We start from the raw sequence: 22,087 nt of genomic DNA on the forward strand, positions 1-22,087 counted from the left end.
TTCCTTGAGGCGGCTGTCTGAGTTAGACCGATCTCATAGTGCCCCTACTATAAACTCTTGGCTTTCATGCGGATACCGATGCCACCCGCCAACTGATCCGTAGACAGCACCATGCCCCTTCCTGTCACAAGCCAATTTGCTCCTCCGCAAAGTTGGGAAGAGTTCGAGAGCCTCTGCTGTGATTTATATGAACGACTTTGGAACGACCGAAGTACGCAAAAACATGGCCGACAGGGCCAGCCACAAGGTGGCGTTGATGTTTACGGCAGGCCTGACGGGAAAAATTATGCGGGTGTGCAATGCAAAGAGAAGGCTATTTGGCCTCCCAAAGACTTGACGATCGATGAAATTGACGAAGAGGTGACAAAGGCCAAAACCTGGAAACCCGGACTAAAGCAATACGTTGTCGCAACGACTGCGCCAAATGATGACAAAGTGCAAGCGCACGCACGCGCGATAACCGCGAAGCACAAAAGAAAGAGACTGTTTTCGGTCGAAGTTGCGAGCTGGGATCAAATTACTCGGCAGCTCGCGAACTATCCGGACTTGCTTCGAAAATATGGATATATTTCTGATATTGCTGAGACAGCAAAACTTGTGGCCGTGCACTTGCGCGAAAGCGCACCGAGTCAAAGTGCAACGCCGCGCGTAGCAACGCCTTCACATTCTCCGGGCCAAGAACCAGCCGTAGTTGAGGCCGTCGAGCGAGATCTAGCCGCACGCTTCACACGCGCTATGAGGCGTTCGTTGTTTCCGGAAACCGCACAGACTGATGAATATGTAAGTGTGGCAGACATCGCCTGCGAACCGGAATACACGGGGGTATCTCCCGAACTTCGCCGCCGAATCTTGCTTCGCGCCGCTCGGAGCGCCGCCGTGCGGGGAACTACCGAAAAAGCTCAAGAGCTTCTTCGACAAGCGCAGAAGCTAAAAGGGCAAGACTCAGACTTGCTCGCCCGCGCCCGAATATTGGAACGCACAGACATCGACGGCGCACTTAGCCTCATTCGCGATGAGACCGACGCGGACAGCCGCTCAAGCGTCTTCAACATGCTCGTGCGACACCGGAGTCCTGCGGACGGGCTCCAGTGGCTTGCCGATTCAGGAATGCCAATTACTCAACTGACTATTAATGGTCTCCAGACACTCGTGTCGGCCTACCTGCAATCGGAAGATTATGATGGTTTAAGACCGCGTCTTGAAGAAATAACGCCCACGCAGTTGTCGGAAGGACCTTACTTCCGCTTCGTGCGCGCGATGGTTAGCGTGGCATCAATTTTGCCGGTACCGGATCGTGAGCTTGCCGTCCGCAGCTTTCAAATGGACGCGCGTCGTGGCACGCGATCCATCGTTGACGATGCAACTACAGCATCAAGAATGGATAAGGCAATGGATGATTTAACGGCGTTATTACCGATTGCTTCCGAGCTTGAGCTTCCTCACGCCAAACGATTGGCTGAGGGCTACATCCTGTGGTGCGAGCTGCTCCATCCACACCGCAAAACCGCAGGACTTAACCGCCTGCGTGAAGAATTGAAGGACCCGAAATTAGCCCGTGAGCGACTTTCGCTCGCCTTTGCCTTCGACCCTGAGTTTAAGCCGGAGGCGCTCGACATGTATTTAAAACGTCGAGAAGAACTTGGTGGATTGGATGGTGAAGATCTAAAAGCTGCACTGATAATTCGTATCCACAGCGATGATCCGGCAAGCGTCGCGTCGCTAATTTCACGCTACCGTGCTCGATTTGAAGCAGACTATAAAGATCCGCCAATCTTCCCTATCGAGATTCAAGCGCTAGCACTGGCAGGAGACACCTCATCTGCTCGCATCCTATTTGAAAAGCATCGTGAAGAGCTCACGCCGGACGGCGCGGCCATGTTCGATGCCCTGATTGCAAAATGTGAGGGAAAGGACCCCGTTGCGGAAGATCTAAAGCTGTATGAAGCAACCAAAAGCCTGGAATCATTACGTGCGCTGGTTGGTTCACTTTCAGAACGCAAAGATCATCGCGCAACAGCGAAATATTCGGAAGACCTCTTTGCTCAATCGTCAGACCCGCGTGATATTGCACGGGCAGCCTATGCCTTTGCCTATTTGGGAGACGACCCCGAGTATGTTGGTATCATAGAAGCGAATCCGGTACTCAAGGACCGCGACCCCGAATTGCTCCGTCACTACGCCTGGGCGCTGTTTAAACAGGGTCGCTTGAAAGAGGCAAAGGACCATGTTGATAAATTGGCGCAGCAGTCCGTCACGCATCGAGACCTCCAGTTAGAAATCGCTATCGCAATTGAGTCCGGAGAGTGGGAGACATTAGCCAAGCCATTAGCCGCATACCTCGATAATCTCGCCAAATACTCGGGTCTTGAACTTATTCGCGCGGCGCATATCGCGCAGCAGTCGGGCCACGGACCAATGATGGATTTAGTGCGGGCGGCAGTCACGAAAGCAGGAACCGATCCGCATGTTTGGCTTGGAGCATATTCACTAATTATTGAAGAAGGTCTCGAAGATGGCGTTCCTGAATCTCACCTTTGGCTTCGCAAAGCGCTGGCCCTTTCCGATAAAAAAGGTCCGGTCCAACAATTCGAATTGAAAGAACTCATACCTCAGCAGATTGAGTGGAATAAACGCACCCGCGACATCAGCGAGCGCATAACTCGCGCAGAGGTTCCGCTTGTCATTGCAGCGCCGGGCCTCCGGACCACCCTGGTCGATATGCTCCTGAGAAATTTGGTGCGAAATTCGAAGCTTGAGGACGCACGACGCAAATACGTGCTGCCACTGTTTAGCGGACATCGCTTGCCTTGGACGTGCGGTGATGATGTTCAGAGTCTAGCCTTGGACGTGTCATCGATACTGGTTCTCGGATGGCTCGGCCTTCTTCCAAAAGTGCTCAGAGCGTTTAAGACACTTACACTTCCTGCGACCGTCATGTCGGAATTATTTGAAGGCAGACGTAGAGTCCAACAGGTCCAGAAATCACGGATCCTGCGTGCGCGTGAGTTAGAGCAAGCGCTGCGCCGCAACAGCATTAAGATTGCACGCCCGATCGAGCGGACCAATGACCCCTTATCGGCTGAAATTGGCCCTTCGTTAGCCGCGCTGGTTCGATCTGCCGAAGCCGGTGGAACAGTCCTGCGCCCGGCACCAATACATCGGCCTAGTCTAGAGCAAATTCCGGCCGACATCACGAGCATCGCACCATTTCTGTCCGATATGCATGCTCTCTTGAAGGTTCTTTCAGATAACGGAACAGTCAACGAAACTGAGGAACAAACCGCTCAAGAATATTTCTCGCTTCAAGATAAAGGGATCCCCAATTGCACAGCCCCAGATCCTGCTAAGCCTCTTTTCATCGACGAGCTCGCGTTGGTTTACTTGCAATACACAAACCTATTGGGCGCGGTTCTGAAGGTATTTAAGGACGTTCGCATTGAGGGAAGCTCCGAAGACGAAGCACAGGCAATTATCGATCACGATCAACACGTCGGAGAAGTGCTCCGCGTAATCGACGATATTCGGGATACGATACGGGCGACCCATGCTTCGGGGAAGGTCCAATTCGGACCGCGCCGTGTTGAAGGTGGCGAATTGAATGACGATCAGACGCCATCGACGTTACACTTACTTTCCGATCTGACAGGAATCGATGGCGTCGTCTGCGATGACAGAGCGCTAAACAAGGAAAACTTTGCCGCCGACAACAAAGGCCGGAGAGTTCCTTGCCTCACGACGTTGGATTTGCTCGAAACGTTGCGAGTTCGAGATGTGATTAAGGATCCGGAATGGTTTTCAGCTCGCCACAAGCTTAGAACGGGCGCTGCTGCCCTTTTACCTGTGCATGTGTCCGAAGTGGCCCGCGCTGCCAGCCGCAGTCGTGTGTCCATTTCCGCAGAAATGCGTGCCATACAGGAAAGCATTGATCTTGCCAAAGTCGCCGAGGTGCCGACGTTCCCCCGCGAAATACAATGGTTCGCTAGCGTTAGTCTGGCGATGAAATCTGGCATATTTGAAATTTGGAAAGCTGAAGCTGATCCGGTGATTGCCGCGCGGCTGTCTAACCTCATAATGAGCTCGTTGCCACGGCCTCAGGATTGGGAGGCAAAATGGGAGCCGTCACCACCACTTCAATGGGTGGAAGCCGTTGATCGCGTGATCCTCTCCGGCTTAGCAATGCCAGTCGAGCTTTCGGACGACAACGTCGTTCGTGCTTATAATACCTGGCTAGAGCAGCATTATATCGAGCCACTGAGGTCTGTATGGCCTGACCGCTATCATTCTGTCATCGAGCAGGTTCGATCATTTATCTTAAATACGGAGGATGAAAATGAAAAACAAGAAGGTGGGTCAACGCCGCCGCAAACCCCCACCACCAAAAAGAAAGCGCCAAATCGTAAAGCCGTCGGCCGAGGCAAAGCCAAGGGACGCCGTCAAGCAGGCGCCTGATTGGCCAAGAGTCCGCGCACTGTTTTCGTTGCGGAAGCTTTCGGGAATGGTTCAATCGGATGTAATGTCTGACGGGCAAATTCCCAAAAAATTCGCGATTCCCACACATCGCCCCGCGACGCTTGGTCCAAATATTAAATTGCCTCAAGACCAAATGCTGACCGCATTTCGGGACGTGTTGGCGGGGAGTCGCCCAAAGCCTCTGAAGGACAATGATGGCCAGACGATCAAGGCAACAATGACCATCGAGTCGAATGGAACAGCCAAGATTAAGGTTGATAACGCGATCTTTGCTTTTACCTACGCAGGTCTGCTGAGCTCTGATCCGAAACAACGGCTCGAATACCTAGAGATTTATCTCAGGGAACACACGCTGGCGGATATTCACGCAAAGGCGCTTCGAGCAAAAGTAGCACAATCCACGTTTTCAGATGAAGACTTCCTATCGGTCGTGGAGACACTTCTCACGGCGCAGGAAAGCTTTGTTCAAACCGTGAAAGGGGCAGTCGCAGCCCGTGAGTTGACAAATTCAGACCTCCTTCCGAACGACTACCGCCACTGGGAAAACTTGGTCGCGCCGTCAGGCGACTCTCGAACGCTTGAGACCTTTTTGAACGCCGAATGCGAATCAGAGAGAGTCCATTTATTGGCTGCAGATCCCATTCGCGCATTTCGCGCCATATCCCTGTCATTCTGCGGGCCTGCACTGGTTCCCATTGACAAGTTCAAAGCACTTCCAAAACACTCCCTTTTGGAAATCCTACAGATTGCGGCCTCATTGCCAGATCACCTTGCACAGGTCGGCGCCTTCGAAATTTGCGCATCTGCATTCGAGCAAGATGCAGAGCTTGAGGCCGCCGGTTTGAAACTGTTGGATCGCCTTCTTGACATGGAGACGCTCCGAATCCGCTGTCTGTCTTATGCTGGCGCTTTTGTTATGACTTCAGCTCGTTTGGCACAGCACTCCGCTCTGTCGCAGAAGCCCGCCTTCTGGCGACGCGTGACCACATCTGCTCAATCGTCATTAATTCTTCGAGCGTGCGGCTTCGGCAATGCCGATGATCTATATGAGTGGGCGATGGAACACTCCGGGAAGGCCTTTCTTTTCTCAGTCTTGCTCGAAATGGATCGAGAACCACGATGGAAGGCCGATTGGCTGACTGGTAGGCATCTCGTAGCCGATGCTTTCGGTCGCGTTGAAGCCGCCATCAACAAAATTCCCGAGGAGGCGAGACCCAAGGCCTGGCTTGAACGGCTTGCAAAAGGCCGTGAGTGGATTACTGAAAATGGCGTTGAGTTATTTGCAGTACTTCCCGCTATTGGCGAAAGCGCTCCGCGGAAGATGCCATCCGACAACGAATTATACGTGTTTCGCCCCGCTTACGACAGGCTTGTGGCGGAGCCTACTGCGACAAACCTCTTGCGGGGCGCTGTCGGGTTTTACACCGTTGGTGTGACCGAAAAGACTCTTCAAGCCTGCCATTCAATAGTAACTCGGCTACAGAAAGACGCAGTTCGCTGGGACGATGATGACACGCAATATGTGCTTCAGGTTCTTGCATTTGTAGCAATCCAAACAAAAAATGCGGGACTAGCTGAATCTGTTGCTGAGTTTTGCGTCGAGAAAGTACGCGAATTGCCGGTCGATGGTTCGACACTTGATGTCGTATGTCGACTTGTAGAATGCGCCAGCGCAAATTCTAATCGTGATCAGGCTATGGAGGCACTTGCGCGTCGTCTTGAAAGCGTGGCGTTCCTCGCTCCCCCTCAAGCGCTCAACGACCTGCACGACTCGCTCCGTCACCTTCAACTGCTCGACACTCGGTTATCATCGAGCTTAGGTAAGGCTGTTGCAGCGGCACGCCTCGGGCGTAAGGCTGCGTGATCTATGTTGGCTGTGATGTAGGTACAGTGATCTCGTGCGCAAAGTGATTACCGTCAAATGCCAGCCGAGAGTCTGGTAGATTACCAAAATGACTCAGAATCAGCATTACGTCCCCAAATTCATCTTAAGGCAATTTCTAGCCGATACGGACGGCGAGCGCGTAGCTGTCTACGACAAGCAGACGGATAAGACGTTTGTCACTTCCATCCGAAATGTCATGGCTGAAAACCGCTTCAACGATTTCCTGTTTGACGACGATTGGATTGTGTCATTTGAACCGATTGCTTGTGCGGCTGAAGACCAGGTGCTTCCCACCTACCAAAGGGTTCTAGAGACGCGGCGCCTAGACAACTCGCCGCAAGAGAAAGCGGCTCTTGCCTTGCTCATTGCGTTTCAAATGCTGCGGACCAAAGCAAATCGCAATAGTTGGCAACAGGTGGAGGCACTCATCGTTGCAAAGGTTGAGGAAGGCGGCGGAAAGATGCAGGATGTGCAAGGTTGGGAGGATTGGCAACCTGCCACAGAGAACTCGCTCAAACGCGATCATCTCCTAAGCATACGAAAGAGCATCGGCGACTTCGCGCAGATAATTGCCACGAAGGATTTCCTGCTGGCCGCGCCTGCTGAGGGACGCAGCTTCTATCTTGGAGATAATCCGGTGTGCCTCAACAATATGCAGACGTTCGGGCTGCGTGGAAACCTTGGCCTAGCCGTCACAGGCATCGAAATCTACATGCCTCTGGCTTCTGATCTCCTCCTCTGCGCGTGGTGTCCCTCAATTCTTTCGACGCTCCGTTCAGACTACGAGAACGTCGTTCGCGAACGGCGATCTGAGGCCGTAGGCCAAGTAATGGCGGGCAAGATGACGGCACAAGAAATGAAAGAATTGATGGAGCAGTTCGGAGCAGCGGACGAGCCCGCCGCTTCGCTCCTATCGGCTGCGGCGGAGAGCAGACCTGTATCCTCAACTGGGGAGAACATGGACTATTACAATTCGCTGCAAACGTCATTTGCCTCCCGCTACGTGGTCTGCCAACAGGCAGACTTCGGATTGGCACAGAGGTTCTGTCGTGAGAATCCCGATGCCAGACGCGGTCATCGAATGGCCGTTGCTTGACGTGCCTACGCCTTGGCGGCGGAGACTGATTCGCGCAGCGGCTAGGCCCGGACGGCGCGATTAGCGCTGGATATGCGCTTCTCAGCCGGACACTTGCGGGCGATCACAATCTATCCCAAAATAGTCGGACAGACGGGCGTGTTCGGATTCTTCCGGTCCGGCCCGCGCCATGTCTTAGCATCCGGCCTGTGACGGCCAATGCCCGCTCGTTGCCGCTTGGCTAGTCGGTTGCATGTGCAACCCTCGCAGGGCTTTGGAGCCTTCCTGCTCCACCTGCACCGACCATGGAGGACCATTATGGCCGGTCCAGCGCCACGCGGTGGAGCCTCCAAGCTCCCCGAGACCCCCTGGTCACCGTCTTGCCGGTGAAGCACGCGCGGAAGATTTCGCTCTCCCTGCACCCATCGACCAAAGGGCGTTTCGCCGCCCTTGGGGCCTACGAGCGGGACTTCCAACTGCACCGGCCATGGAGAACCGCTTGAGCCGTCACTCGATAAGCTTGATTCTATGGTTGCGTACCCGCATTATAATCAACGTCTGGCGGTGACGTAAAGAACGCGTCTAATAGCATCGACCTCTTGAGGCGATTGCGAATCCCGACACTAACTTAGCAATTTGAGAAACATGTATTTCGAAGCTGAACCTTCGCAGATTACACGCCTAGAAAGTACTGCCTTAGTGCAGTTGATGAAGCTTCTTTTGCTGGCAGAGTCGCAAACCAACGACATCACGTTGCGTGCTACGACTGTTGCCCTGCAGATCACGCACGCCGATGGAGGTGAAGATGGTCGCGTGGAATGGTCTGGTGGAGTCACTTCAACCGACTACTTCCCAAGCAATTTCTGCATTTTCCAAGCCAAGGCACAGAACCTTACCGACGCTTCAATTAAGCGCGAACTCCTGAAGAAGTCTAAAGACAAGAGCCGAAGGGGAAAAACGGAGCTCAACCAAGCAATTTTGGATGCTCTGGCTAACAAGGGCGCGTACATCATATTCAGCTCGGCTGCTTTCACAGGCCCTAAAATCAAGAAACTTAAAGATGCGGCAAAGGCCAGCATTCGCGCCGGAAAGAAGAATCCGAACCACTTAGCAGCTATTGAAGTGTATGACGCCAACAAGATCGCGACGTGGGTAAATTCACATCCTGCTGTAGCGCTCTGGCTCGCTGAGCGTGAACGAAAGCGCCATCTCGCTGGATTCCAGACCCATGAAGGTTGGGGTAAATCCGCGGATATTACGACCGGGCCATGGATACCCGGTGACAGCCCAAGATTTATTGGCGTCAATGTCCAGCCTACCGACAACTCTGATCAGACATCGAACTGCGAATGGACGTTCGGCGAAGTCTCCAAAGAAGTATCTCAACGCCTTGCGAGTCCTGGGCAACTTGTCCGAATTTTTGGACCGTCTGGGTTCGGAAAGTCACGTTTCGCGTATGAAATACTTAAACAGGACGACACGTTGCGTGGGCGTTTGAATCGAGCATCAACGATTTATGCAGACGCTTCTATCGTCGGTGAGGAAGTTGGAAAGTTGGCTTTGGAGATTGCCGGTAGCGGCGCATCTGCTGTGCTCGTCATCGATGAATGCCAGGACGACCTGCATCTCAAACTGGCCAGTATTGCGCAACGCAATGGTTCCAAATTGCGCATCATTTCCATGGACGTTGAGACTAAGGTGCTGCAATCTAAAAATACGCTTCCCATCAGGCTAGCGTCCGCATCCGAAAAACTGATCGAAGCGATCGCAAAAGGCGTTTCGCCAAAGCTTTCAGCAGCTGACACTAGCTTCATTAACGATGTCGCAGCAGGGTTTCCACAAATGGCTGTGCTCGCGGCACAACAGAATGCAGACGGACGAGCAACTTTTGACTCTGTGGATCAGTTGCTCGATCGAATTTTGTGGGGGCGCAGGCCTCAGAATATAGACGCGCAGAGAGCCTTGGAAGTCCTCAGCATCTTTGATTGGGTTGGCTTGTCTGGCGAACATGAGGCTGAAGGCCGACTGGTCACCCAAGAGTTAACCGGTTTGAGCTTCGACGCGTTTGTCGAACACATCCGATCCTTCAAATCCCGAGGCATCGTTGTCGAACGCGGCAGCTATGTGCAGGTGCAGCCAGTACCACTTGCGGCCCGGCTCGCGAGGACCCGTTGGGAGCTTATGCCAGATGGGAAGATGATTGCGTTCTTCCGAACGGCAAACTCTCGCTTGCAAGAAAGTCTCCTGCGGCGCGTTCGCTGGCTTGACGGCACACCACAAGCACGCACGTTTGCGAAGACTCTTCTGTCTCCTGACAATTTTGGAAATCTTGAAGCCCTTAACAGCAAGTTCGGAAGCGAGCTGCTTGACCGTTTGGTACACGTCGATCCCGAATTCGCTGAAGTTACGATAGTAAGAGTCTTTGGAGGGCTGTCGATTGCCCACCTAAAGCAATTTCAACAAGGCCGCAGGAATTTGGTTTGGGCGTTAGAGCGCTTGGTATTTCGTCGGCAGAGCTTTGTGAACGCCGCAACTCTATTGCGTCGTTTAGGTGCAGCAGAAACCGAGACTGGCATCGGTAACAATGCGTCCGGCGAATTTGAGCAGCTTTACCAACTCTATCTTAGCGGCACCGAAGCCGAACCCAGCTTGCGCTTGCAAGTGCTCGACGAGGGTCTGGCGTCCTCGGACCCTGACGAACAAGCTATCTCGTTCCGAGCGCTGACTAGAATGCTGGACACCGGAAGTTTCACCAGAAGCGGCGGTGCTGGGGAAATTGGAAGTCAGATTAGGCTTTTGGATTGGCAACCAAAGATCAACGGTGACGTATGGGAGTTCTATCGAGTCGCTATAAAACGTCTGCTCCCTATGGCTCTTAGCAATAACAAAAATGCCGACGCCGCTATTCGTGCGCTCGCCTCCCACCTACGCGGTCTAATTAGGGCGTTACCGTTTGAAGATATTGAAACGTTGGTGCGTACTGTTACCAAAGCCAAAGGTATGTGGATTGGAGGACTCCAAGGGCTCAATTCGTGGCTTTACTACGATAGTACCAATGGCACTCCTGCGAACTTGGGAAACGACGTTCGTAAACTGTTCGACGAGCTTATGCCCACCGATCCGGTTGATCTCGCCTTGCTTTACGCTGACGGATGGAGCGCCGATTTCCACGATCCGGATGTTCCGTTCGATCGCAACAGTAGCGACTTCGAGTACTCAGCTAGGCAGCTCGTTGAACAAGCGAAAGTAATCGCGCGCACCCCGGAGCTTGTGAATCGTACGCTGGAAAGTTTTGTACACAATGACGCCAAGTCCCCGTTTCCACTTGGTAGGACGCTCGCACAGCATGTGCGTGACCCCGTGGCGCTTTTCCGCAAGGCCGTTAGGCTAATCGAAAGCGGAGACAGGCGCCCAAATCTCGGGTTCTTTTCAGGCCTCATTTTTGGCGCAGACCAGCGGAATCCTGATCTAGCTCGCAAATGTATTCGCATAGCTCTGGATTCCAGAAAATTGCGCGAAAATGCAATTTCGATGATTGGGTCGGGTAAGCTTCAGCCGAATGACTTGCAGCTTGTAGTGTCGCTGCTGAGGTCCGGCGATGTGAAGCCAAGAGAATGCGCCGTCCTTTCTTATGGTCGGGGGCTCGACCACCTTTCCGCGAAAGACATTATGCCGCTTATGAACGAGCTGACGCGACATGGATCGGCAGGTCTTTGGACAGTGCTTGATATGCTCGGCATGTATCTTCATGGCGGCAGAGTCATCGATAAGCCGATCGTTGATAAATTAAAATCGGTCCTAACATCGCCAAAACTATTTAGCGCAGCAACCGATGCCTCCATGAACGGCCATTGGTTCGAAACGAAGGTCTCGCAACTGTCCGCCCGCGGGATGATTACGGCAGACTTCGCTAGCCGATTGATCAAGCAGATGTTGAGCATCTGCCGAACTAAGGACCACGACGTTTTCTATCACTTGGACGGCCCCGTCCAGAACGCTATCAGGGTGTTGTTGCCCAAATATCCGAAGGAAGTGTGGGCTGAGGTATCAAAACTTCTTCTGACGAAGGATTGGCTTGTACGTCATCGCGTCGAACGGTTGTTGCAGATCAGTGGCGACGAGCACATGGGCGGCGGACTTCTCGCAACGATGCCGGATGAGTTATATTTTTCCTGGGTTCGCTCCGCTCCCAAAAGTAGAGCCGCGATTCCGGTCCATTGGCTGCCGGTGACTACAAAAAATGCCGATGGAAGGCTAAGCTGGACACCAGAAATTGAAGCGTATGTAAAGGAGTTCGGCATGTATCCAGACGTGATGGCTCAATTGGCTATGCGTTTGCATCCGAACTCGTGGTGGGGATCGCTTGGACCTTTGCTTGAACCTTTAATACCGCTCGTCAACGAATGGACAACACATCCGCTTGAGCAAGTCCGCCAATGGGCACGGGATTACTTAGCTCATCTTCAACGGGACATCGCCAACGCCCACCGAAGAAGCGAAGAGGACGTGGTACGTTATGGTTAGCTTTTCCAGCTACGCGAAACGTTCTTCCCAAGACGTAGTGTATTGCGGAAACGCACGTAATTTACGTTGATCTTTGCTCGCTCCCATCATTAAAACAGGTGATGCAGCGATGCCCGCATGACAATGTTCGTTGCCTCAACGGACACGAGCTTATCCGCAAGTACCAATGTCAGGACTGCGGAGCGGTCATGATGTGCGCGTGCGATGAAGATGTCGGACGCAAGTTTCTCCCGCATCAACTTCGCGAAGGCGTCGAACTCGATACCCAAGAGAGAGTGCCGGTTACGGCTGGTTTTGCGCCGAATATTTGCGACGCATGCCGCGGGCTACCCCTGACTCCATATCCAGCGGGCTCGATCATGGGCCGAACATCGAACGTCCGCAGATATTATTGGCGGGAAATCGCATTCGAGACGATGAAGCGCGTCGATGCCTGGTCGAAAGCCAACGGTAATCAGGTCGACTCAGCCGAAGCGATCGAAGCTGAAAAGCAGATCGAAAAAGACGTTATCGCGGACATCAATCAACAGCACGCGATCGCGCCAAAATACATCTACCAAAACGAAACAGACGCTGCCGTCATAAAAAAATACGCGGTCGAACAGGTCGCCTTAAAGGCGGCGTATGTGAAAGACCCGACCGGAAAGAGAGAGATCGTAGTGGGACGAGACGGGCCTTGCACCGTCGAGAGATTTGTCACCGATCATTTTCAATCCCTTGGATTCAATGTCTTGCCACTGGAGAGCAGGCCATTTCACGTTCTCTTTGGTGTCTATTCATGGTTGGTCATCCAAGATTTTGCTGACCCGCTCATCCGCACCGAAGGCTTCGGCGACAGGATTGCCTTTGACAGCAGGCAAGAAGGCGATGTGGTCTGGATTCAAAAGCCGCGCGATTTCGGCACCAAAGGTTATGCCGTTCGCCGGGCCGAGGCCATCGAAGAACACTTCGCCCCTGATTGGGAAGAAGAAGGTCAACTCCAATTCCTATTCGATCTCTGGCTAGAGCCAAGCGCCAAGCTGCGCCAATATTTATGGGCGCACCGCGAAGGCGACGTCACGCGCGCGAGAACCCTTATAGACATTCTTCCGGCTGCGGACATTGTCAATATCTTGCGCTACATGATCGAGCACTACTGGGGCCATTATCTTGGCTGGCCTGATTTGCTCGTCTATCGGCAAGGCGAGTTCTTCCTCGCCGAGATCAAAGCGTCGGGCGATAAGCTAAGTGACGACCAAAAGGCATGGATCAAAAGCAATCACGAACGCCTAAAATTGCCGTTCAAATTGGTCAAGGTGCATAAGAGGAGCTGACTCAGCCGCAGCTTGAGCTACCTGCCGCGCCTGGATACGCGCCTTACAGCTCCTGAGCAGAGGGCACGACTGCATCAACCTGATTGGACATCGGCGGATTACCAATTTCTACTCCGAACTGTTTAATTTGAGCATGGTGACGTCGGAATTGCGTCTACCCCTTCGCAGGCGGAACATCTTCGCTCCACCCGTACAAACCAGACATAATGATGACAGGTTTGACCGGAGCCTCAGAGAGGTCATTTAGGCGCTTCCACTTGTGAACCTCTTCGAGCGACAGTAGCCCGATTTCGAAGGCATTGGTGATAATGCCGTCGCCGATGCGATCGTGAAACCCGGAAAGGCGCGTGACTGGAAATTGCCCAAAGTAGAGAGCTTTGGAAATAAGCAATCCCACGGTAAGGTCCACCGGAATTTGCATCCCGTATCCGTTCTCCATCTTCAGGCCGCGTGGCAAAATCGGAATCCGCGCATGCTCACCGGGCTCGGTCGGGTATCTGCCCGCGTCCCATTCAGCTGCGGCGATTGAAAGCATTGTGCCAAGTTCCTCTCCGGACTCAGCGTCGGTGACCTTTGTCTTGGTCATGAAATCATTGGGCAGCGTGAACGGCAGTGGTGCGCTCGTTGCAACGCCGAATGACATGCGGGCTTCACGAAAATCACACGCTGCCGGTACTTTCAGGCGTGCTTGCCATTTATGCGGTTCTGTATCGACAGGGCTGTATAAATCAATCTGCAACTGCTGGGCGCGTGCCTTGGCGTTCTTCGTGAAGCCGGCAGGGCATACGATCACGCCCCGCATTGCCGACACATCGTCGAACAATCCGGCGCATTCTTCGACATCCTTGATATCGACAGGATGCTTATAGTCTTTGCAGTCCAGAACGATGCGCACGTTGTATTGGCCAACCTTGTCTTCGACCAAAACGTCGATCTGCCTTTGCGCACCCGATTTTCCGGTGAGGCGAGCGTTATGCGTCACCTTGGCACGTGGAGCGAGGTCTTGCTGGATTTTCGCGACCAGCTTCTCGAGCTTCTTGTAATCCGCGTCGTCTTTCGGAAATTGCGCGTCGTCTTTGGCCATGATCAAACCTGAATGTTGCAAATTAACGGGTCACGTGATGGTGCCCTTAACGGCCAACTCACATAGCTTGGTCTTAATGAGATGCCCAAGCGCGTCAGTGTCTTGTAACGCCAGTAACTGGCCGGTAGTCAGGACGACGAGCTTGCGCCTCTCTTTGAGAGCAGTCGCAACGATGCTATGCGCAGCCGTTAGATCGTCAGCATCGCCAGTGATACCGTGCGGCGAAATCAAGATTCCGAAGTCCAATCCTCGGTTGCGCAACTTGGTATCGAACCAATTGACCTCAATGCTGCTGACGGGACTGGACCAGTTCTTTGACTCGATGAGAATGACATTCGGAAGGAAATGCAAGCCGCCAGCGTCCTGCTCATTCCACAAAGCAACGTCGATCTCTTCCGTGTTGAACGGATTCACATCGTTACGATGTGTGATCGCAACGCCCGGGACGAGGCCGAACAGATAGCAGATCATGTCTTCGAGAGCCTTGCCTCTTACGGCGGTTGTCCCGGCCCCAGTTCCCGTCGCGATATAGCCTTGCAGCGTTGCGGTTTGGATCGCCGGCATTAGCGCTCCCCGCCGTGTACGCGGCGATTGCGCAGATCCCGGATAACTTCCGCGAAGGAGCGTGCCCGCAATTGTTCGATCAAATCGCCAATCGAATAAATTAGAATCGTAGGTGGCAATCCTTTTGGACTTAAAGCCGAGTCACGTGGACCATCGCCGTATAGGAGTAAACCCCAAGTCCCACCCCGTGATGTAATCGACTCAAATAGCTGATTTGCCGCGCGGCGCAGGTCATCCTGACTGCGAAAGCGGCTCTTCACCTCGATCAGGAGAGGGTTTCCTACGAACGGTTGAAGTTCATCCGACCAGACTGCAATGTCGGTCCCTAAGTCTGGATTGGAGGCCTCTGACACGATGTCCGCGCCGGATCCTCGTAGCGCCTGGACAACAACCCGCTCGACACCTCGATAGTCACTCGACGCTATCGCCGCAGTTAAGTCCCTGATGATGGGATCGGCATCTGAACCCAGGGCTGGCCGGGACGGCGTAGCGATCGGCTGCTGGATCTTCGGTCGTTCCGGCGATGCAAGAATCTGGTCCAGCGCAAAATTGATCGCGTCGCGATTCTTCGGGCCACTGCGTATTACCAGAAACCGCTTCAGGTGAGACGGGACCGCCGCCAGCTTGGGTGGCGCAATGAGAACAATCTGGCGACCCAGCGCCGCAGCTTGTCCAAGTTCAAACAGAACCCACTGGGACCGGCGCTCCGACGTGAGAATACCGATTACAAGGTCAGCCTCGACGAGCTTCCGCGAGATCGATTCGGACCAGTTTGCACCCGGGTATAAATCGTCAGGGACTGCGGTCTGAATCCCGCGCTGCATAAGAGCACTTCGCAGGTACGTCAGGTCCGTTCCAGCTGGACTGGATATGTAACAACTTCTGATCCGCCCCAAGTCGCCACCGTCTTTTTGTTCTGAAATTGCAATCTAGCCGGTTGCGCGAACGAAGCAAAGAAAAGGTGCGTTGTCGGCAACCTGCAACTGCGGGGCGCGTCGGTATCTGTCGACCGGGCTCTACTCGCTTCGCTCACCATGCCAGCCGTTGCCGCGAAGATGCGGGTTCGGCCATCCGGTAACGATCCCTCGCGCAAAATGAGGAGCGTTCCGCTCCTCATTAGCGATTGGGTAAGTCGTGCTCGACCTAATCAGGCTGCTTTCCACCAAGCCGCCGTGTGCATATCCAGCGGCGTCGCACTGCACTTCGGACAGTGCCACATATTGGCCGTCATTTCCGCCCCGGTCGAACGCGTGCCGCAATGCAGGCAGAACCATTCTGCCGAAACGCCGCCGAACAGCGGATGCTTCACACTGCCATCCTTATCCGGATGCATTGAAGCCGGTCCCCAATCTTTCGTTATTGCCTCTCGCACTCCGTCGGCAGCTTCCATTGCGATCTTCATGACTTCAGAAAAGAACGCTTTGTCATCAAGGGGATTGGGCTTTGTGTAGGTCTCGATTTCGGCAGGCTCGGACGGCGCATGGCCGAGATGGATACTCCAGCCGTTGCCACTGATAAGTATGTCGTCGAAACCCACCTCGAGACTGTATGGCTCGCCTGCAATAACGCCTTCGGTCGTTTTGACCGAGCCGACGCCCCTTGTCGGGGATTCGGTGACACTGCATTCGTTGATGTCGATGAGGTCCCAAGGTGCGGGACACCACCCTTTGTCCCAAGCCTTCATGAGGGCATTCCAGTGTGGATGCCCTTGTTGCATCGCTATGATGTCCAACGCATTGTGGTGGGGAATTTGATGCTTACGCGAGAGACGCTTTGCAAACATGCGTAATGTGTCGAGTTCATTGCGCTCAGTCATAATCCATTCCTTAGATGCACGGATATGACTAGGTGCCCACTGCCAATCATTCCGCCCATTCGGGAACGGTCATGTTGCAAATTAAAAAGCACTGCGAAGCTTCGCGAGCGGTGGGCACACCGGCCTGTGCTTAAGGCCGACGAAATTCTAGCGCATTCCCTGGTGTCGTCAATAACACCGTAACTTTCTGGGGCGCGTCCTGTGGACCGGGCTCTACTCGCTTACGCTCACCAAGCCAGCCGATTGCCGCGAAGGCGCGAAACGTCCGTCTCGGCCATCCGGTGACGATCCCTCGCGCAAGGTCATATTGAGCCGCTCGCCGGAGGCACTCGCGTTAGGGTCCCGCCGTGCCGGCGTCGCTATCACTGTCCCGAACCCGGGTGCCTTCTTAACCGGTCTTCTCTAACCGGGGTTGGGCCGTCAAGTATCAAACCTGATCACGTTGCCGCATTGTTGCTGTGCCTTCCGAACCTGCCGTGGCGTCAAAGCTATCCGGCGATCGCGCTTCTCTTCGAGGTCGGGATCCTCGCCTCAAGATGATGTTCGTGAAGAAGTGGCGGGACCATCTCGGGAACGCAGTCACGGAGCGATCGGCTCGCGCTGCAGACCGGTTATCACCCTCGTCATTCCTCGTCCTGCCGGACTCTTTGACGGCCTTTCGGCCGTGTTCTGCTTATCAATGTATTCGGGTGTCAGGTTGCCGCTGCGGCCTCCGATTTCTCCCACCGGAAGTCGCTGCCGTCGCACCACATACGGTGCAGGATTACGGATAGCTTGCGAGCCACCGCGACAAGCGCATTTTTCATTGAACTACGCTTGGCGATGCGGATGCCCCACGCCTTTAACGAGCACCAACGTCTGGTGTTGACCATCAATGAATGCGCGGCTTCAAAGAGGTGTTCCCGAGCGAAGGCATCGCCGCATCGGGTGATGTGACCGTTGTAATCGACCTCTCCGGACGCGTATTTGCCTGGGGTCAATCCGAGATGGACACCAACATGCCGAGATTTGCGAAAGCGGCTTGGATTATCGATGGTCGTCTTGAATGCCAAAGCCGTCAGGGGACCAACGCCAGGAACTGTCATGAACCGGCGGCAAATAGCATCGCTCCTAACCAGGCGCCCAATCAAGCGCGTCAACACGTGTGCTTGTTCGCCTAGCGTGCGGCGAGCTTCGAGCAATGGAACGACGAGAGCCTGTAAATCTCCGTCAGCCACGATCAGCTCACGTACACGTTCTTCAAAGCGGCTTTGGCCGATAAGGCTTATTTTGAATCCGAAGGTCCGAAGTGCCGCCCGAATGTGATTGTTGAGGTCGCGTTGCTTGTCGAGCAGGCACCGGCGGCTGCCCATCAGCGCTCGTAGCTTTTGGCTGTCTTCAGATTTGATGTGAACCGCCTTAAACCACCCCGTTCGCATCATTTGTGCGAGCGCACGAGCATCATTGCGGTCCGTCTTGACAGTTTGAGCTTGCATCACGCTCTTTGCGTGCCGGGTCTCAACGCAAATGACGGGTAGTCCGTCTTCCGAAAGCCCCTTGTGCAGCCAGGAGGAACATTGGCCGGCTTCCAGCCCAACGCGCTGCAAAGCGAAGCGAGTATTTCTCAGCCAGGATATATCCGTCACTCCTTCCCGGACGATATTTCCATCTCGATCAACGATGCAGATCGCGGTGCGCTTCAGAGACACGTCGAGTCCGGCGAAAGTAATTCATCAGAATCTCCATCTCAGCATTGTTGGACGAATCGATTGACGCATTATGCGCCCCAGACATCGGTGCCCGGTTACTTCATCTCGCGGCTGCAGTCGCCTCGGTGCCCGCGGCAAAGACCCGCGTCGCTATCACTGCCCTGTCGTCGGCTGCCTCTTTCTGAAGTGGGGGCGTGCCGCCCGTTGCCGTCAAGGCCAGGCCCTGGCGGGCGTGTGCGAAGACCCGTGTAGTCGCGAAATGCTCCGGCCCGCGCCACGTCTTCGCATCCGACCTGTGACGGCCAACCCCCGCTCATTGCCGCCTGGCTAGTCGGTTGCATGCGCAACCCGATCCAGAAAGGCAGGCAATGAAAAAAGAGCGGAATAACAATTAGTCCTGCACGATCAAATCGCCACTGCTGATCATGTCGCTAATGCTCGCGAGCAGGATATATTCACTTCCTCCAACGCCGACGCCATAGTTCATATGGGCTTCTTCATCATAGATATCGTTACCCTCGCTGACGACATACTGATCATCGGCGGCTGAACCATACAGCGTGTCATTCCCGCCCTCGCCATACATCCGGGCCCGATTGTATTGCGAGTAGATGGTGTTGTTGCCATCGCCGCCATAATAATAATCGTAATCATTCACGTTGAAGGTGTACGTCCCTGAATACGTCATCAAATTAGCTTGCGACGTGACGCTTAGATAGGAATAGATGACATCGTTACCATCGCCCCCATAGAGGAAATCGCTACCTTCAGCAGCATGGAGGGTGTCGTTGCCGTAATCGCCGTAAACAGTGTCATCGCCTGACCCGCCGTTGATCACGTCCACGCCGCCGTAGCCGTGGATAATGTCATTTCCGCTCAAGCCGGAGATCGTGTCATTGCCACCTGCACCGTTCAGGGTATCCGCGCCTGACGTGTCGTTGATGGTCTGGTTCAGCGTCGCAATCGTCATCGCGAAACTCGCCGCGGATAGCGTGGCTGTGCCGTCCCCTGTCATAAAACCGAAACTGTCGCTGCCATTATAAGACGCGGTCGGCACAAACGTGACATGCCCGTCGATAATATCCTGCTTGGTGAAGCTATTGCTCACGCTCAACGCTGTGCCATTCAGCTTCAGCGCGCCATGCGCAGGCGCCGTCGAAAGCGTAAACACGAGCTGCGATGCCGTATTATCAATATCCGATGCGCTCAGCATCGCGGTCGTCAATGTCAGCGTGGAATCTTGGTTGAAGCTGGCTCCGTTGTTGGTCAGCGTCGGCGCATCGTTGACCGCATTCACGGTCAAGGTCACCGTCGCGGTATCGGTCCCGCCATTACCATCCGTGACCTTATAATCAAAACTATCTGCGCCGCTGTAATTCGCGTTCGGTATATAGGTGAAATTGCCATTGGCCAGAATGGACACAACTCCATGCGCGGTCGCGAAGGACGACACGGGCGTCACACTCAGCGTGTCGGAATCCGCACCACTGCCGTTGTTCGACAACACATTGCCGGTAATAACCGCATCTTCATTGCCGCTGACAGCGTCACTTGCAGCTTGCGGAATGTTGTTGATACCAAGCATCGCCGTCAGCAGATCGACGCTATCGAACGTCTCGGCGGCTTGGGTATAAGAGCTAGCGTTATTGATATACTGCCCCACGAGCGTGACGGTGCGCCCGTCATTCACCTGCACCAGCAGGTTGTTCCCGTCGCGCTGTAACGTGATATCGCAGGAGTCAATTCCGGTACCTAGAAATAGCTCGTCGGTTCCTGCGCCGCCCCTGATCAGGTCGTTCCCAATCTCGGAATAGATTTCATCGTCTCCGTCATCGCCCTCGGTAACGTCATCACCCGCGTCGCCATAGAGCTGGTCATTACCGTCACCCCCATAAACGGTATCGTCTCCATCCCCCGCATGGAGTTCGCATCTCCACCGTTGCCGCACATTACATCGCGCACTGAAAAAACGCCGTACGCAGCTTCGCTTGAACCACCACCAATGAACGTGGTTGACGAGCTCAAAGCCGGAAGAACCCATTCGCTCTGCTGGGCATAGTAGTCTGACAAGCGAACGCTTGCGCCACCGTCGAAGTAAATGACAAGGTCGTTGGAAGTTCCCACGCGCTCGGCGTGACTGTACGTAGCGCCAGTGGCGAAGAGAATGTCGACCTGATGTCCTGCCAACTTGTAAATAACGTCGTCTCCTTCGTCGACTGTTACCGTCGTGTCATTTTCACCGAGATGGATAACATCATCACCGTCGCCGCCATCCACTGAAACGTTGTTACCGCCGATAAACGTTTTGACCGTGATGACATCGTTTCCAGCATCTCCGAAGATGGTATGGCCGGAGCTTTCCGTCTCAATGAAGTCGTTGCCATCACCCCCATGAATGGTCACATTGAGCGAGTTTGAAGGCGCCCATATAGTGTCGTTATCGTCATCGCCATAAATCTGGGTCGTGCTGACGCCGCCCTGAATGAGATCATCACCAGCGTTGCCATGCATAATCTGGCCCAATACCAGCCAATCATTGCCTGCGCCGCCATTTGCCGCTTCCTTCCAGTTTGTCATCGCCATCGAGGCCGTTAAGCGTATCTGTTCCACCCAGCCCCTGAATGCGATCGTTGGCGCTCGTTCCATTGAGCGTATCGCTACCGGCTGTCCCTAAAATCGTATTCGTAGTTGTCGGTGAGTAGGTGCTTCTCTCATCAACGAGACCGGTGATGTGGTTCGCCATGAACGTGCTGTACAGAGACGCTCCGTTCTTGATCGTAATAAAGTTTGAATAGTCGGGAGACGAGCTATTTGTGGTGACGCCTGTACTGATAATAACCAAAAGGTCTGCACCACTCGAAAGTAGACCAACCATCGATTTCGTGATGCCGGGACCAAATGCCAAGACATCATTGTCGGTCCAGTCTTCGTATATGAAATCCTGTCCATCACGAATATTCCAGACATAGGTATCCTGACCATCGTAGCCAAATAAAGTGTCCGCACCGCGGCCACCCGAAGAATATTGGCGACACTAGTGCCATCAATGATGTCATTGGCTGCGGTGCCGATTGCGTTTTCAAATCCAGAGATATTGTCGTGTTCTCCCGAGCCGCCAGTACGCAATTCCACGATTCCGGCCAGGTCAATCTCCAAGGCCTGTTCATAAGAACTCTAATCAACGGTATCGTTGCCGCCCAAAGTCGGGTCCGTGTGGCGCTTTAATCGATCGCCCCCCTATAATGTTAAGGCTCCAACTCAGCTTTGCTTCGCTTTCGTGCAAGTCTGCGCACAGATGGCGCTCCACGTGGTCCCGTCCGAACCGCGGATCAACCATATGGCGCCTCGATCGGGCGCGATTTGGGTTTATCTCTCGCGCTGGACCCTCATGCTCGGTCATGTATGACAACTGGCAGGTGAGAAGGTTCGCGCCGGGCGGCGCAATCATGCGCCATCATCGAACTGAAACCTGTACGTATTGCCGGAGACCAGCGGCAGCCCGCCGAGCTTTTCCTGCAGGCTGCGCATCAGCTCCGAAACCCGGGGCTGTTCCTGCCGGTCATAGCGGATATAGCGCTTCGAGCGCCGTGCGTCGGCATCAGGTCTGAAGACGTGTGCCACTTCGCGCCCGAGCGTCATCGGTTGCGGCGAGATCGACTCGCGGCCGA

13 protein-coding genes and 2 pseudogenes are annotated in these 22,087 nt (G+C 54.1%); 5 read left to right on the forward strand and 10 right to left on the reverse strand.

What is annotated here, in order from left to right:
* The first annotated feature begins 111 nt into the window (after positions 1–111).
* The 5 genes from RAD04_RS05255 to RAD04_RS05275 all read left to right on the forward strand — a co-directional run bounded on the left by RAD04_RS05255 (position 112) and on the right by RAD04_RS05275 (position 13,267).
* A complete protein-coding gene (locus RAD04_RS05255) occupies positions 112–4,449 on the forward strand; it encodes an HTH domain-containing protein (protein WP_461622898.1) in 4,338 nt (1,445 codons plus the stop codon).
* Positions 4,331–6,334, forward strand: a complete 2,004-nt coding sequence (locus tag RAD04_RS05260) for a hypothetical protein (RefSeq protein ID WP_461622899.1) — start codon at positions 4,331–4,333, stop codon at positions 6,332–6,334. The genes RAD04_RS05255 and RAD04_RS05260 overlap by 119 nt, the downstream gene beginning before the upstream one ends.
* Before the next feature lie 88 nt (positions 6,335–6,422).
* A complete protein-coding gene (locus RAD04_RS05265) occupies positions 6,423–7,451 on the forward strand; it encodes a DUF4238 domain-containing protein (RefSeq protein WP_461622900.1) in 1,029 nt (342 codons plus the stop codon).
* A gap of 624 nt (positions 7,452–8,075) precedes the next feature.
* On the forward strand, positions 8,076–11,954 hold the full coding sequence (locus tag RAD04_RS05270) for a hypothetical protein (protein WP_461622901.1): 3,879 nt from the start codon (positions 8,076–8,078) through the stop codon (positions 11,952–11,954).
* 188 nt (positions 11,955–12,142) lie between these two features.
* On the forward strand, positions 12,143–13,267 hold the full coding sequence (locus RAD04_RS05275) for a VRR-NUC domain-containing protein (RefSeq protein WP_461622902.1): 1,125 nt from the start codon (positions 12,143–12,145) through the stop codon (positions 13,265–13,267).
* A 154-nt stretch (positions 13,268–13,421) separates the two neighbouring features.
* On the opposite strand, the gene RAD04_RS05280 is transcribed toward RAD04_RS05275, so the two are convergent.
* From RAD04_RS05280 to RAD04_RS05325, 10 genes and pseudogenes are all read right to left on the reverse strand, one after another.
* A complete protein-coding gene (locus tag RAD04_RS05280; RefSeq protein ID WP_461622903.1) occupies positions 13,422–14,351 on the reverse strand; it encodes a restriction endonuclease in 930 nt (309 codons plus the stop codon).
* A gap of 30 nt (positions 14,352–14,381) precedes the next feature.
* Complete coding sequence (locus RAD04_RS05285) at positions 14,382–14,915, reverse strand: restriction endonuclease (protein ID WP_461622904.1); 534 nt, start codon at positions 14,913–14,915, stop codon at positions 14,382–14,384.
* Positions 14,915–15,739 (reverse strand): hypothetical protein, encoded by an 825-nt coding sequence (locus RAD04_RS05290; RefSeq protein ID WP_461622905.1) that lies wholly within the window; start codon positions 15,737–15,739, stop codon positions 14,915–14,917. Before RAD04_RS05290 ends, RAD04_RS05285 begins: the two co-directional genes overlap by 1 nt.
* 323 nt (positions 15,740–16,062) lie before the next feature.
* Positions 16,063–16,731: a hypothetical protein gene (locus RAD04_RS05295; protein ID WP_461622906.1), complete on the reverse strand. Its 669-nt coding sequence runs from the start codon at positions 16,729–16,731 to the stop codon at positions 16,063–16,065.
* Between the two features lie 692 nt (positions 16,732–17,423).
* Positions 17,424–18,440, reverse strand: coding sequence for an IS110 family RNA-guided transposase (locus tag RAD04_RS05300; RefSeq protein ID WP_461623168.1), 1,017 nt, complete (start codon positions 18,438–18,440; stop codon positions 17,424–17,426).
* Between the two features lie 370 nt (positions 18,441–18,810).
* Positions 18,811–20,115, reverse strand: a complete 1,305-nt coding sequence (locus tag RAD04_RS05305) for a tandem-95 repeat protein (protein WP_461623169.1) — start codon at positions 20,113–20,115, stop codon at positions 18,811–18,813.
* 87 nt (positions 20,116–20,202) lie between these two features.
* Positions 20,203–20,460 (reverse strand): annotated as a pseudogene (locus tag RAD04_RS05310) (hypothetical protein); the annotation flags it as partial.
* A 492-nt stretch (positions 20,461–20,952) separates the two neighbouring features.
* Positions 20,953–21,324: a hypothetical protein gene (locus RAD04_RS05315; protein ID WP_461622907.1), complete on the reverse strand. Its 372-nt coding sequence runs from the start codon at positions 21,322–21,324 to the stop codon at positions 20,953–20,955.
* A gap of 60 nt (positions 21,325–21,384) precedes the next feature.
* Positions 21,385–21,438, reverse strand: a pseudogene (locus tag RAD04_RS05320) (hypothetical protein); the annotation flags it as partial.
* Positions 21,439–21,863: 425 nt separating this feature from the next.
* A complete protein-coding gene (locus RAD04_RS05325; RefSeq protein ID WP_461622908.1) occupies positions 21,864–22,058 on the reverse strand; it encodes a hypothetical protein in 195 nt (64 codons plus the stop codon).
* Positions 22,059–22,087: the final 29 nt, after the last annotated feature.

The sequence above is a fragment of the Bradyrhizobium sp. 25ACV genome, from assembly GCF_054863005.1.